The organism is Micromonospora sp. WMMD1219, assembly GCF_049315215.1.
GTDB lineage: Bacteria > Actinomycetota > Actinomycetes > Mycobacteriales > Micromonosporaceae > Micromonospora > Micromonospora tulbaghiae.
This window is the reverse complement of the sequence record NZ_CP186057.1, coordinates 1,963,408-1,975,000: the sequence shown is the minus strand read 5'-3', so window position 1 is coordinate 1,975,000 and position 11,593 is coordinate 1,963,408. Positions and strand designations below refer to the sequence as shown.

Genomic DNA, 11,593 nt, shown 5'->3' with positions numbered 1-11,593 from the left:
GCCCTCGCCGACGGCACCGGCCGACCAGGCGCGCTCGTCGTTCCAGATGGCGACCGCGAACCTCGGCCAGATCGCCCACGTCCAGACGCCGACGGCGACCAGGAACAGCGACCAACCACGTGACAGGACCATGGTCGGCCAGTATGCCAGCGGGGCCGTCCGCCCAGGTCAGGCCCGCGGCCGGCGCAGCGTGCGTTTCCGTTCCCGCCCCCGGGGCACTGTTCTGTCGAGCCGATTCGACGGAGGTGCCACCGATGCAGCCGTTCAACCCGTGGACCTGGCGGGATCCGTCCGCCCTGGCCGGTGGGTACGACCAGACCCGGCCGGGCGACGTGCCGGAACAGCGCACCGGCGAGGCGGACGACGGCCCGGACGCCCCCGGCCCGGGTACGCCGATCGACCTCACCGGCTACCGGGTGGAGGCGACGGACGGCCGGATCGGCTCCATCGACGAGGCGAGCGACGACGCCGACGCGCGGTACCTGGTGGTGGACACCGGCCCGTGGATCTTCGGCAAGAAGGTGCTGCTGCCGGCCGGGACGGTGGCCCAGGTCGACCACCTGGACCGCGTCGTGCACGTGGACCGCACCCGGGAGCAGGTGAAGGAGTCCCCCGCGTTCGACAGCGACCACTTCGCGCACCCCGACTACCGGGAGCGGGTCGGCAGCTACTACACCGAGAGCTATCGACAGCAGTAAGCCCGGCAGGAGCACTGCGGGAGGCAGCGGCGCAGGCCGGTGAGCGGATACCGTGTCAGTCATGGTCCGGCCGCGCAGCTGCCTCCCGGAGACCCGCAGCGGTCTCCCGGGCCACGCTGTCGACGGCCGGGAGCAGATCCTCGACGTACTCCGTGCCGGCGGACTCCGTTTCCGCGCCGGCGGGCGATGGCGGCGCTCGTTCTGACGAGCCCGCTCCACCGACCCGGTCGACCCGGGTCGTTTCCCCGCCAGCGAACGGCACGAAAGGCGTACGACCATGTCCTCTGCACGCATGCTCACCGGCGACCGCCCGACCGGGCGACTGCACCTCGGCCACTACGTGGGCAGCATCGCCAACCGGGTGCGGCTGCACCAGCGCTACGAGAGCTTCTTCATCATCGCCGACCTGCACATGCTCACCACGCGCAACAGCCGCGCGGACATCGAGCAGGTCGCCCACAACGCCCGCGAGATGGTCACCGACATCCTGGCCGCCGGGGTGGAGCCGGAACGGGCGACGTTCTACCTCCAGTCCGCGATCCCCGAGGTCGGCGACCTGAACACGCTGTTCCAGAACCTCATCACGGTGCCCCGGCTGGAACGGGTGCCGTCGCTGAAGGAGATGACCCGGGACGCCGGCAAGGACGAGATGCCGTACGGCCTGCTCGGTTATCCGGTCCTCCAGGCCGCCGACATCCTCTGCGTGAAGGGACAGGTCGTGCCGGTCGGGAAGGACAACGCCGCGCACGTCGAGGTGACCCGGGAGATCGCCCGGCGGTTCAACCACCTCTACGGCGAGGTCTTCCCGGTCCCCGACATGATCATGTCGGACACGCCCACGCTCGTCGGCACCGACGGCGCCGGGAAGATGAGCAAGAGCAAGGGGAACGCGATCGCGCTCTCCGACGACGCGACGACGGTGCGCCGCAAGGTGATGGGGATGTACACCGACCCGAACCGGGTCCGCGCCGACGTGCCCGGCACGGTCGAGGGGAACCCGGTCTTCGAGTACCACGACATCTTCAACCCGGACCGGGCTCAGGTGGCGGACCTCAAGGCCCGCTACCGGGCCGGCCGGGTCGGTGACGTGGAGGTCAAGGAGGCGCTGGCGACGGCGCTCAACCGGTTCCTGGACCCCATCCGGGAGCGCCGGACCCGCTTCGAGGCGCAGCCCGGCCTGGTCGACGAGCTGATCGTCACCGGCACCGAGCGGACCCGTGAACAGGTGCGTCGCACGCTCGTCGAGGTCCGCCGGGCGATGGGCCTGAGCAGCGCGTACACCCAGGTGCGGCGCCGGGCCGAGCGCTACCGCAAGGCCGTCGCGACCTCGGCCTGACCACGAGCCGGTCCGGGGTACGCGGTTGCGCCGACCCCGGACCGGCCGGTTACGCTGCCGACATGGCCAGCTCGCACGCGTACCCGATGACGTCCTCCGACGTCCGGCTCGGCGCGCTGCGACGCCGGCGGTCCCGCGACCGCCTGCGCTGAGCCTTCCCCTCCTGCGACCGGCGGATCGAGCCGCCGGTCGTCATCGATCGTCCTCGCTCCGCCGTCGCGTTCCCGTCAGGTGATCCGCGCGGCGGATCCACAGCGAGATCGGCGTACTCATGGATCTTGAAAGATTGCTCACCGACCGGCTGGCGCCTGCGTTCGCGGCGGTGGCCGGCGGGCCGGTGGACCCGGCCGTGCGGCGTTCGCAGCACGCGGACTTCCAGTCCGACGCGGCGCTGGGGCTGGCCCGGCGGCTCGGCCGGCCGCCGCGGGAGATCGCCGCGGAGGTACGGGAGCGCGCGGCGCTGGCCGACGTATGCGCGGCGGTCGAGGTGTCCGGTCCGGGTTTCCTGAACCTGACGGTGGCCGGGCACGCGCTCGGCGGGCTGGTGTCCGTGATGGCCGCCGACTCGCGGCTCGGCGTGCCGCCCGTGGCCGAGCCGGAGACGGTGGTGGTCGACTACTCGGGGCCGAACGTGGCGAAGGAGATGCACGTCGGGCACCTGCGGTCGACGGTGATCGGGGACGCGGCGGCGCGGACGCTGGAGTGGCTCGGGCACCGGGTGCTGCGCGCCAACCACCTCGGCGACTGGGGCACACCGTTCGGCATGCTGATCGAGCACCTGCTCGACCTGGGCGAGGCCGGGGCGGCGCAGGAGCTGTCCATGGGTGACCTGGACGGGTTCTACAAGGCGGCGCGGGCGAAGTTCGACGACGACGAGGCGTTCCGGGAGCGGTCGCGGCAGCGGGTGGTGGCGTTGCAGGGCGGCGACCCGGCGACGTTGCGGCTGTGGCGGCTGCTGGTGACGCAGTCGGAGAGCTACTTCCTGACGGTGTACGACCTGCTCGACGTGACGCTGACCGGCGACGACTTCCGGGGCGAGAGCAGCTACCACGACCAGCTCGCCCCGACTGTCGGGGAGCTGGACCGGCTCGGGCTGCTGCGGCGCAGCGACGGCGCGGACTGCGTGTTCCCGCCCGGCTCGGTGGGCCGTGACGGCGAGCCGCTGCCGCTGATCGTGCGCAAGTCCGACGGCGGGTACGGCTACCCGGCCACCGATCTGGCCGCGCTGCGGCACCGGACCGGCGCGCTCGGCGCGACCCGGCTGCTCTACGTGGTCGGGCTGCCGCAGCGGCGGCACTTCGAGATGGTGTTCGCGGTCGCCGCGCAGGCCGGATGGCTGGCCGCGCCGGTGCGGGCCGAGCACGTCGGGTTCGGCTCGATCCTCGGCTCTGACGGACGGATGCTGCGCAGCCGGGCCGGCGGGTCGGTGAAGCTGGCCGGGCTGCTCACCGAGGCGGTCCAGCGGGCCACCACGCTGGCCCGGGAGCGCAATCCGGAGCTGGGCGAGGCGGAGGCCGCCGAGGTGGGGCGCGCGGTCGGCGTCGGCGCGATCAAGTACGCCGACCTGTCCGGCGACCGGCAGAAGGACTACGTGCTGGACTGGGAACGGATGCTGTCGCTGGACGGGAACACCGCGCCGTATCTGCAGTACGCGTACTCCCGGGTCCGGTCGATCCTCCGGCGGGCCGGCGCGGCGGCGCGCCCGGACGCGGAGGTCTCGCTGGCCGAGCCGGCCGAGCGGGCGCTCGCCATGGAACTGGTCGGCTTCGCCGCGGTGGTCGACGAGGTGGCGGGCAGCCTGGAGTTCCACCGGCTGACCGCGTACCTGCACCGGCTGGCGGTCGCGTTCAGCGCGTTCTACGAGCGCTGCCCGGTGCTGCGGGCCGAGGGGCCGATCCGGGAGAGCCGGCTGATGTTGTGCGAGCTGACCGGGCGGGTGCTGCGGCAGGGCCTGGACCTGCTCGGCATCCGTACCCCGGAACGGTTGTGAGGCCGAGGGGTCACGGGAAGCCCGCGCGGCGGCTAGCGTGACGCATCGATCGAACGAGAGGGTGGCGACCATGGCGGATCGACGCGCGGTACTCGCTCCGGGACGGGGCTACGACACCCGGGGTCCGCTCTTCGTCTACATCGGTGAGGCGTTGCGCCGGCTCGGCTTCGACGTGCACGAGGTGACGTGGCGGTCGATCGGGGATCTGCGCCTCGACAGCGCGCCGGAGTGGGTCGCCGAGCAGCTGGATCCGGTCCTCGACGCCGGGGTGGACCTGCTCGTGGGCAAGTCGCTCGGCAGTTTCGCCGCCCCGCTCGCCGCCGATCGGGGCATCCCGGCGGTCTGGCTGACGCCGCTGCTGACCGACCCCGCGGTACGGGAGCCGCTGGGCCGGGCCACCGCGCCGTTCCTGCTGGCCGGCGGCACCGCCGACCGGGTCTGGGACGGTGCGGTGGCGCGCCGGCTCACCCCGTACGTGGTGGAGGTCGCCGACGCCGACCACTCGATGATGGTGCCCGGACCGTTGGCGGCCTCGGCCGAGGCGCTCGGGCGGGTCTGCACCGCGGTGGAGGAGTTCGTCGCCGGCCGCTGACGGTCAGCGGCGACTCCGCCGCGTCCACATCACCGCCACCACTGCCGCGATGAGCGGCAGCAGGCAGCAGAGCGCCAGGACGGACATGTGCCACGGCTTGATCGCTCCCATGGGGCGAACGATAGGCGTCGCTGTCCACGCCCCGCTACGCGGAGGCTCGGGCAGCCTTGCCGTCCAACCACAGCGTGTCGCTGTCGTCGCGGTGGGAGCCGGTGGAGCCGACGTGCTTGGCGCTGATCTTCGGCCCGTTCTTGATCACGTGGACCAGGGCCATCGCGTGTCCCCGGCCGAGGCCGTACTCGTCCTTGAGCCAGCCCACGATCACGCCGGCCTTGACGTCGGCGGTGTCGTAGCCGCGCTCCTTGGCCTCGTCGACCAGGACGCGCGGGGTCTTGCCGGTCTTGTCCTCGATCGCGTCGAGGTACGCCTGGAAGGACATCTGCTCAACCCTTCGTCCGGGAGGTGGTGACAACTCCACCCTCCCGGGCGGCGCGGCTCCGATCAACGACGGACCGGGCCACCGTCGTTGCCTCCGGGTCAACGATCGCCGGGCGAGACGCCGGAGAGCCCGGCCCGCGATCACGCGGGCGGGGCTCTCCAGATCTCGGGGTACGCGCTCAGCGCTGGAGCGTGAGCAGCCCGGGCCGGTAGGGCAGGAGGCCGTAGTCGCCGCCGGAGTTGGGCGAGCGGCCCTGGTAGAGCAGTTGGAGGTTGCAGGGATCGACGGTGAAGGTCTGGTCAGCGGTGGTGCGGATCAGTTCGCCGTGGCTGATGTCGTTGGTCCAGGTCGCGCCGCTGTTGACCTTGCCCGCGAACGGGTTGGACTCGGTGGCGGCCTGCGGGGTCCACGAGCCGCCCAGGCTGGTGGCGGTGAAGGACCGGAAGTAGCGGCCCTGCGAGCCGATGGCCTCGACGATCATCAGGTAGCGGGTCTGGCCCTGCAGCTTGTAGACCTGCACGGCTTCGAACAGGTTGTTCGTCGAATCCGACATGATGGTCGTGTAGTTGGAGCCGAAGCTGCCGGGGAAGTTCCCGATCGGCATGCTGGAGCGGTAGATCTTGCCGTTGTCACCGGCGAAGAACAGGTACATGTTCTGGTCGTCGGCGATCAGCGTCTGATCGATCGGGCCGGTACCGGAACCGGAGATGCTGCCGGTGAACAGCGGCTGCGCCGACGACCACCCGTTCGGATTCGTCGGATTCGTCGAGGTCCGGTACGAGAACGCGGTCGGCCCCCACTGGTAGGCCAGCACCCAGATGTTGCGCGGCGCGAAGTAGAACAACGTCGGCGCCACAGTCCCCGACGACATCGCGTTCTGCGACGCCGAAGCCATCTGCGACCAGTTCGAGAACAACCCGAAGTTCATCGACCCCCACGACGACCCGGTGTCGTGCGTGGTCGCGTACACCAGGTGCTGCCCGTTGTAGGGCACCACTGTGAAGTCCTTCAGCGACACCCAGCCCGAGCGCGGCTGCGCCAACGCCCCAGTCGACGACCACCGGTACGTCGACGGCAGGTTGCACGTGCCACCCGGAGGCGGCGTGGTCGGCGCCGGCGTGGTGGGGTTGCCGCCGCCGTCCACCCGGACGAGCTGCCACTGCTGGTTGGCGCCGTTCCAGTCGTCGTACTGGACGATGTTTCCGCCGTCGGCGGTCGAGGCGCCCTGGACCTCCACCACCTTGTTGCTGTTGCGGTTGATCAGGCGGACGTAGCCGCTGTCGGAGTCGGCCAGCCGGAACTGCTGGTTGGTCCCGTTGGTGTCGGACCACTGCACGATGCTTCCACCGTTGGCGGTCGACCAGTTGTAGACGTCGAGCACCTTGCCGGACAGCCGTGACTTCAGCCGGTAGTAGCCGCCGCCGGAGTCGACGAACTGCCACTGCTGCTGGTTGCCGTTGTTGCGCGTCCACTGGGTGATCCGCGCGCCGTCGTTGGTGGCCAGGTTGTAGACGTCGAGCGCCTTGCCGCTGTTGCGGTTGACCAGGACGTACCAGGCGCTCGTGTCGACGCTCGCGGCGGCGGCGGGCGCGGACACGACCGCCACGGCGCCGGCGCCGACGAGTAGCGCTGCCGCGCCGGTGGCGACGACGCGCGGCAGCCATCCGCGCCGTCGTGGCGGCGACACAGTCGATGGGGACCTACCGAAAGCAAACATGTTCCTCCCTCAGATCAGACATGTTGTGAGCGCTAACAATCCGTCGAAGCGCACTGATCCCACACCCGGCCTGCCACGCGCCCAGCGGCGCCCGCCCGGTGAGCCGCCCAAGCCGCCGCCCTGTGCCATCGACTGTGAGCGATAACACGTCGTTCGTCAAGTCGTAACAGTCGATGGCTGGTGGGCGCGTGACGTCACCGGGCCATGTCAGCTTCTCGACCCAGCACTACCGCCGCCCGCACCACGGCCCGACAGTGCACACGGCTGGAGGGGTGGTGGGGGAGTTGGGGCAGCCGACGGACGAATCCGTCATGATCCGGGACTGGTTCGGCGTGCCGCGGGTGTCCGCCGAGGACCGGGCCGCGGTCTTCGGCGTACGCACCCAGGATCCGCGCGTGGAGTTCGTCGCGCTGACCGTCAAGTACTGGCTGGACGCCCACGCCACCAGGTCGATGACCCGCGAGCGGGTGCTGGCCGCGATGACCGGCCGCATCACCCCGGACAACGTCTGGGACCTGGTCTCGATGCTCGCGCGACTACGGCTGGCCGAGGCGTTCTTCGACCTGGCCGCCTCCGACGTCGACACCGACGGCGCGTTCCGCCGCTACCTGCTCGGTCTCGATCCCGCACTGCTCGACGCGATGCGGCACTACGCGGCCTGGAACGGCATCAACCCGAAGCTGTTCCTGGACGGATTCGCCGTCGGCGTCGGGGAGTCAGTCGCGACGGTGGTGGTCGACCTCGGCAAGCTCGTGCAGCTGATCGGCCGGCTCCAGCAGGAGCAGTTCACCACGCTCATCGTGCTCACGGTCGACCCGCGCGCCGGTGTCCAGCGCCTCGCCGACCAGGCCACAGTCGTACGCCAGGCGCTGGCCGGGATCGTGGCCGCGCTGGACCCCACCACAGTGCCGGATCGGTTGCTGGCGCTGTGGCGCGGGTGGGCGGCCGAGTTCGCCCGCCACCTGGACGACCTCGACCCGTTCGCCGCCGGCCGGCTGCTCGGGCGCGTCGCCGGCGACCTGTACCAGGTGCTCACCGGCCTGGTGCAGCTCGCCCGGCTGCTCGGCGGCGTCGCGGTGCGCGCCGCCGTCCGGTACGTGCCGCTGCTGCTCGCCGGCGCCCGGGAGGCGCGCCTGCTGACCGCCCAGACGGCCGCGCTGCTGGTGGCGATCGGCCGGGCGGCGATCGTCGCCACGCCCCAGGTGGGCCTGGCGGTGCTGCGGACACTCTTTCCGCCGAAGGTGCTCGACGCGCTGTTCCGGCAGGGCCGGGCGCTGCTCGTCGACGCCGAACTGACCCTGACTGTGTTCAACCAGGCGGCGCACGCCGAGGCGTTCGCGGGCGCCGGTGCGGGCACCCGGCTCGGCGCGCTGGTCAGCCTCGACGGCCGGCCCGTGCTGATGGCGAGCATGTCGGAGACGGTGTCGTCGGCCGGCCGGGCGGCGACCCGGGCCGAGCTGAACGAGGCGCTCGACGAGATCATCAAGCGGGTCGAGAACCTGCGCGAGCTGAAGCCGCCGAAGACACCCCGGGACATCCAGGCAGCCGTCGTGCGCGCAGCCGTCGCCCGGCAACTCGAGCAGCGACTGACCACCGCGTTCAACCGGTCGCTCCAGACCGTCGCGTACGAGGAGTTCCGCGCGTTGCGCAAGGCCGGGCAGGCGCAACCGTGGCGGCTCGGTCAGCAGGTGCACCGGCGGATGGCGGCCGAGGTCGCACAGCTCGTCGGCCGGTCGCCGGGCCTGGAGGCGTTCGCGGAGAAGTCGCTGGCGACAGTGGTCGAGGCGGTCCGCGCGGCCCACCCGGAGCTGGCGCCCGCGCTGCGCGGCTCCGAGGCGGTGCTACGGCAGACCGTCGCCCAGATGCTGCTGGGCCACCCGGACCGGGATCTGCTGCTGCGGCTCGTCGGGTTCACCGGCAACCCGGCCGCGACCGGAGCGGAGAAGGCGCTCGCCGGCCACCTCGCCGAACGGTTCCGGTGGAAGGCGTCGACCACTGTCGGGGACCTCCGCTCCGACCTGCTGCTCGTCGACCCCGAGGCGGCCCGCGTCACGAACGTCGACTGGACGTCCTCGACCAAGCTGGAGCGCTTCGAGAAGACCTGGGGAACCGTCGCCGACGACCTCGGGGAGACGTTCGACGGTCGCTGGGAGGCGATCGCGGAGGCGTACCAGCGAGCCGTGAAGGGCGGTGTGCCGGCCGAGGTCGTCGCCGGTCTCGAAGAACTGACCGCGCACGCCGTACGCGAGACGGTCGTCCGCCAGGCCGCCCTCAGCCAGTTGTTCCCCGGATTCTTCGTCACCTCGCACGAGATGACGTACCGGGGGCTGCACGCCCTGTTCGAACTGCCGCTGTAGAGGAGCACCGATGGGCAGAGTCGTCGTCGCCGACGCCGATCCGGCGACGCTTGGTTTCAGCACCGCGCATTCCGACCGGTACGTCTACTCCAACTACTTCGTACCGGTCCGGCTCACCTTCGGCGGTGGCGAGACGCCCATCCTGCCGTTCTACGTCAAGCAGGCGCTGATCGAGGCGATCCGCTACGGCGGGCTCGACGGCGACCGGCTGCCGCACCTGCTCAAGGAACTCGGCCTGGCCGACCTGTGGAAGGCCAACGAGATGGACGCCGCCACCGAGGCGCTGCCCGGCGCCGACTCGGGCATGTCGTACCGGGAGCCGCCGGCGCGACGCCAGACGCTGCTCGGCGACCAGCAGGCGGAGTTCCTCGCCGGGCTGCTCCAGTCCGACGTGGGCATCGCGTTCCTCGACCGCACCCGGATCCGGCCGGTGGGTTTCGCGCTCGGCGAGCACGTCTACGCGCTGGCGCTCGCCCCCGGTGAGGAGGCGGTGCTGTAGCAGCGCACCTACACCAAGCGCGAGCTGACCCTGGAGGAGCAGAACGAGTCGGAACAGCAGACCGACGTCGAGTTGACCAGCGCGCTCACCACCGAACTCCAGGAGGGCTTCGAGCGGCAGAAGTCGCTCACCGACACCTGGGGGCTCAACGCGAGCCACACCGGCCAGTACACCAGCCCGACCGGCATCTGGGGCACCTTCAACGCCAGCCACACCATCGGCTTCGCCACCAGCGTCACCGCGGCGAGCCAGGAGACGAGCCGCCGCGCGGTCAAGGACAGCCGGACCGCCACCTCGAAGGTCGCGGCGCGCTACCGCACCCAGCACAAGACCGACTTCAAGCTGGTCAGCGAGACCGGTACGGAGTCCTCCTCGAAGCGCACCGTCCGCAACCCGAACCGGGCCACGCCGATCACACTGCACTACTTCAAGGTGCTGCAACGGCTGGAGCTGGCCCACGAGCGGTACGGGGCACGGGTCTGCTGGGCCCCCACGATCAAGGATCCGGCGTTCGCCTTCGCCCAGAAGATCGTCGACGGGCGGAAGCGGATCCGCGACAACGCGGTCGCCGCGCTGCCCCCGATGCCGGTGAAGCCGGAGCGCCCGCCGCGTGGCGCGCCCGCAGCGGTGGAGACGCGCGTCGTGTACTCCCCCGTGGTCACGCTCGACAAGTGGGGACTCACCGGTGACATGAGCGCCGACTACGACGTCGACGTCGCGTTCGACGCCGGCTGGGAGTGGGACGGCGACATCGACACGATCCGGCAGAACCTCACGCTGATCACCCGCCGCCCGCCCGAGGCGATCGCCGCCCGGGTGGTGGGCGTGCCGGTGGTCACCGAGGCGGACGGCCGGCCGGTGCTGCGCGTACGCGTGCACGTCGGCGCCCGGAGCTGGCTGGCCGGTCCGGGCGCGGACGTGCAGCTCGCCGCCGGGTTCCGGCGTACCCCGACGGTGGTGGACCAGACCGCCGACGACGCGGCGTACAACGCGCTCGTCGCGGGCTACCTGACCGATCTCCAGGAGTGGCAGGACCGGCGCGACGAGGCACTGGCGGCTGCGGAGACGGCCGGGGACGAGTTCGAGGCGCGGTTGCGGGCCGGCTTCTCCCCGGTGAACGAGATGGTCTCGCAGATCGTGGAGGCACACTTCCCGGCCAGCGTGCGGGACGAGGCGTGGGAGATCGACTTCTGGCACCGCGTCTTCGACTGGGAGCGCGCGTCGTTCGTGGCGTACCCCGGCTGGTGGTCCGGCGGCGACGCCCGCGCCCCGGAGCGCGACCCCGGCGACTTCGTCAACGCGAGCTGGGCGAAGCTCTACCTGCCGGTGCGGGCCGGTATGGAGCTGACCGCGCTGCGGTGGATCTTCGGCAAGGTGGTGGCGACCAGCCTGGCGCCGCAGGTGGAGCGCGAGCTGACGGCGTTCGTGGACGAGCTGACGACGTACCGGACCGGCCACCTCGGCAGCGGCGACGAGATGCCCGAGCTGACCACCGAGTGCCAGGACGTGCCGGAGCGGGTGTACTGCCTGGCGAAGTGGACCGAGTTGATGCCCACCGACGGCACCCATCTGGAGGTGGTGCAGGGGGCCACGACAGCAGCCGACGCGGTGACCGCCAAGGAGATCAGCGACGCGGAGGCGTTGCGGGCGGCGCTGCTCGACGGCGAGGTGCAGACCAACCGGCTCCGGACCAGGGCGTACGACCAGATGACCGAGCCGGCCGACGTCGGCATCCACCTCGGCGCACCATCCGGGAGCGGCCCGGCCGTCTGAGCCGCTCGTCCACCCCGATCCCTCGCCTGACCAGGGGATCGGGGTGGACGATTTCTGGCAAAGTCTGAACTTTCGATTCGTGGTCCAGATGGGCAAAAAGGCGCATAATTGATCCCTTACGGTCGCTCCCCCTGGCGACGACGGCGCCGGCCGGCGAACCGTCCAAAAAGAACCGTCTCCCCACCGGTGGGT

10 protein-coding genes (1 of these 10 cut by a window edge) are annotated in these 11,593 nt (G+C 71.2%); 7 read left to right on the top strand and 3 right to left on the bottom strand.

All coding sequences use genetic code 11. From position 1 onward, the window contains the following. Window positions 1–132, bottom strand: partial view of an SCO4848 family membrane protein gene (locus ACN27C_RS09505; protein ID WP_120572650.1) — the 5' portion only. It extends 120 nt beyond the left edge of the window; only the first 132 of its 252 coding nucleotides appear in the window; the start codon lies at window positions 130–132; its stop codon lies off the left edge, out of view. A 122-nt stretch (window positions 133–254) separates the two neighbouring features. Between ACN27C_RS09505 and ACN27C_RS09500 the strand changes: the two genes are divergently transcribed. From ACN27C_RS09500 to ACN27C_RS09485, 4 genes are all read left to right on the top strand, one after another. Further along, complete coding sequence (locus tag ACN27C_RS09500) at window positions 255–698, top strand: PRC-barrel domain-containing protein (RefSeq protein ID WP_357898665.1); 444 nt, start codon at window positions 255–257, stop codon at window positions 696–698. Window positions 699–975: 277 nt separating this feature from the next. Further along, window positions 976–2,034: a tryptophan--tRNA ligase gene (gene trpS, locus ACN27C_RS09495; protein ID WP_357898662.1), complete on the top strand. Its 1,059-nt coding sequence runs from the start codon at window positions 976–978 to the stop codon at window positions 2,032–2,034. A gap of 271 nt (window positions 2,035–2,305) precedes the next feature. Beyond that, window positions 2,306–4,024, top strand: a complete 1,719-nt coding sequence (gene argS / locus ACN27C_RS09490) for an arginine--tRNA ligase (RefSeq protein WP_422750959.1) — start codon at window positions 2,306–2,308, stop codon at window positions 4,022–4,024. Between the two features lie 70 nt (window positions 4,025–4,094). Next, window positions 4,095–4,616: an alpha/beta hydrolase gene (locus tag ACN27C_RS09485; protein ID WP_120574091.1), complete on the top strand. Its 522-nt coding sequence runs from the start codon at window positions 4,095–4,097 to the stop codon at window positions 4,614–4,616. Window positions 4,617–4,761: 145 nt separating this feature from the next. Here the strand turns inward: ACN27C_RS09485 and ACN27C_RS09480 are convergent, their stop codons facing one another. Together ACN27C_RS09480 and ACN27C_RS09475 are read right to left on the bottom strand one after the other, a co-directional pair. After that, the gene (locus ACN27C_RS09480) at window positions 4,762–5,055 is read right to left on the bottom strand and encodes a DUF4287 domain-containing protein (RefSeq protein WP_121684376.1); all 294 of its coding nucleotides are present in this window, start codon (window positions 5,053–5,055) and stop codon (window positions 4,762–4,764) included. 178 nt (window positions 5,056–5,233) lie between these two features. Further along, on the bottom strand, window positions 5,234–6,772 hold the full coding sequence (locus ACN27C_RS09475; RefSeq protein ID WP_358191596.1) for a non-reducing end alpha-L-arabinofuranosidase family hydrolase: 1,539 nt from the start codon (window positions 6,770–6,772) through the stop codon (window positions 5,234–5,236). A gap of 311 nt (window positions 6,773–7,083) precedes the next feature. Here ACN27C_RS09475 and ACN27C_RS09470 point away from each other — a divergent pair, with 311 nt between their 5' ends. The 3 genes from ACN27C_RS09470 (at window position 7,084) to ACN27C_RS09460 (ending at window position 11,401) form a co-directional block, all read left to right on the top strand. Then, a complete protein-coding gene (locus ACN27C_RS09470; protein WP_422750958.1) occupies window positions 7,084–9,129 on the top strand; it encodes a hypothetical protein in 2,046 nt (681 codons plus the stop codon). Between the two features lie 10 nt (window positions 9,130–9,139). Further along, a complete protein-coding gene (locus ACN27C_RS09465; protein WP_422750957.1) occupies window positions 9,140–9,628 on the top strand; it encodes a hypothetical protein in 489 nt (162 codons plus the stop codon). Window positions 9,629–9,700: 72 nt separating this feature from the next. Further along, window positions 9,701–11,401, top strand: coding sequence for a hypothetical protein (locus ACN27C_RS09460; RefSeq protein ID WP_422750956.1), 1,701 nt, complete (start codon window positions 9,701–9,703; stop codon window positions 11,399–11,401). Window positions 11,402–11,593: the final 192 nt, after the last annotated feature.

Excerpts from the sequence above, each read along its gene's own strand:
- ACN27C_RS09470 (WP_422750958.1), top strand. The coding sequence starts at position 7,084 with ATGATCCGGGACTGGTTCGGCGTGCCGCGGGTGTCCGCCGAGGACCGG.
- ACN27C_RS09465 (WP_422750957.1), top strand. The coding sequence starts at position 9,140 with ATGGGCAGAGTCGTCGTCGCCGACGCCGATCCGGCGACGCTTGGTTTC.
- ACN27C_RS09480 (WP_121684376.1), bottom strand. The coding sequence starts at position 5,055 with ATGTCCTTCCAGGCGTACCTCGACGCGATCGAGGACAAGACCGGCAAG.
- ACN27C_RS09485 (WP_120574091.1), top strand. The coding sequence starts at position 4,095 with ATGGCGGATCGACGCGCGGTACTCGCTCCGGGACGGGGCTACGACACC.
- ACN27C_RS09500 (WP_357898665.1), top strand. The coding sequence starts at position 255 with ATGCAGCCGTTCAACCCGTGGACCTGGCGGGATCCGTCCGCCCTGGCC.
- ACN27C_RS09475 (WP_358191596.1), bottom strand. The coding sequence starts at position 6,772 with ATGTTTGCTTTCGGTAGGTCCCCATCGACTGTGTCGCCGCCACGACGG.
- argS (WP_422750959.1), top strand. The coding sequence starts at position 2,306 with ATGGATCTTGAAAGATTGCTCACCGACCGGCTGGCGCCTGCGTTCGCG.
- trpS (WP_357898662.1), top strand. The coding sequence starts at position 976 with ATGTCCTCTGCACGCATGCTCACCGGCGACCGCCCGACCGGGCGACTG.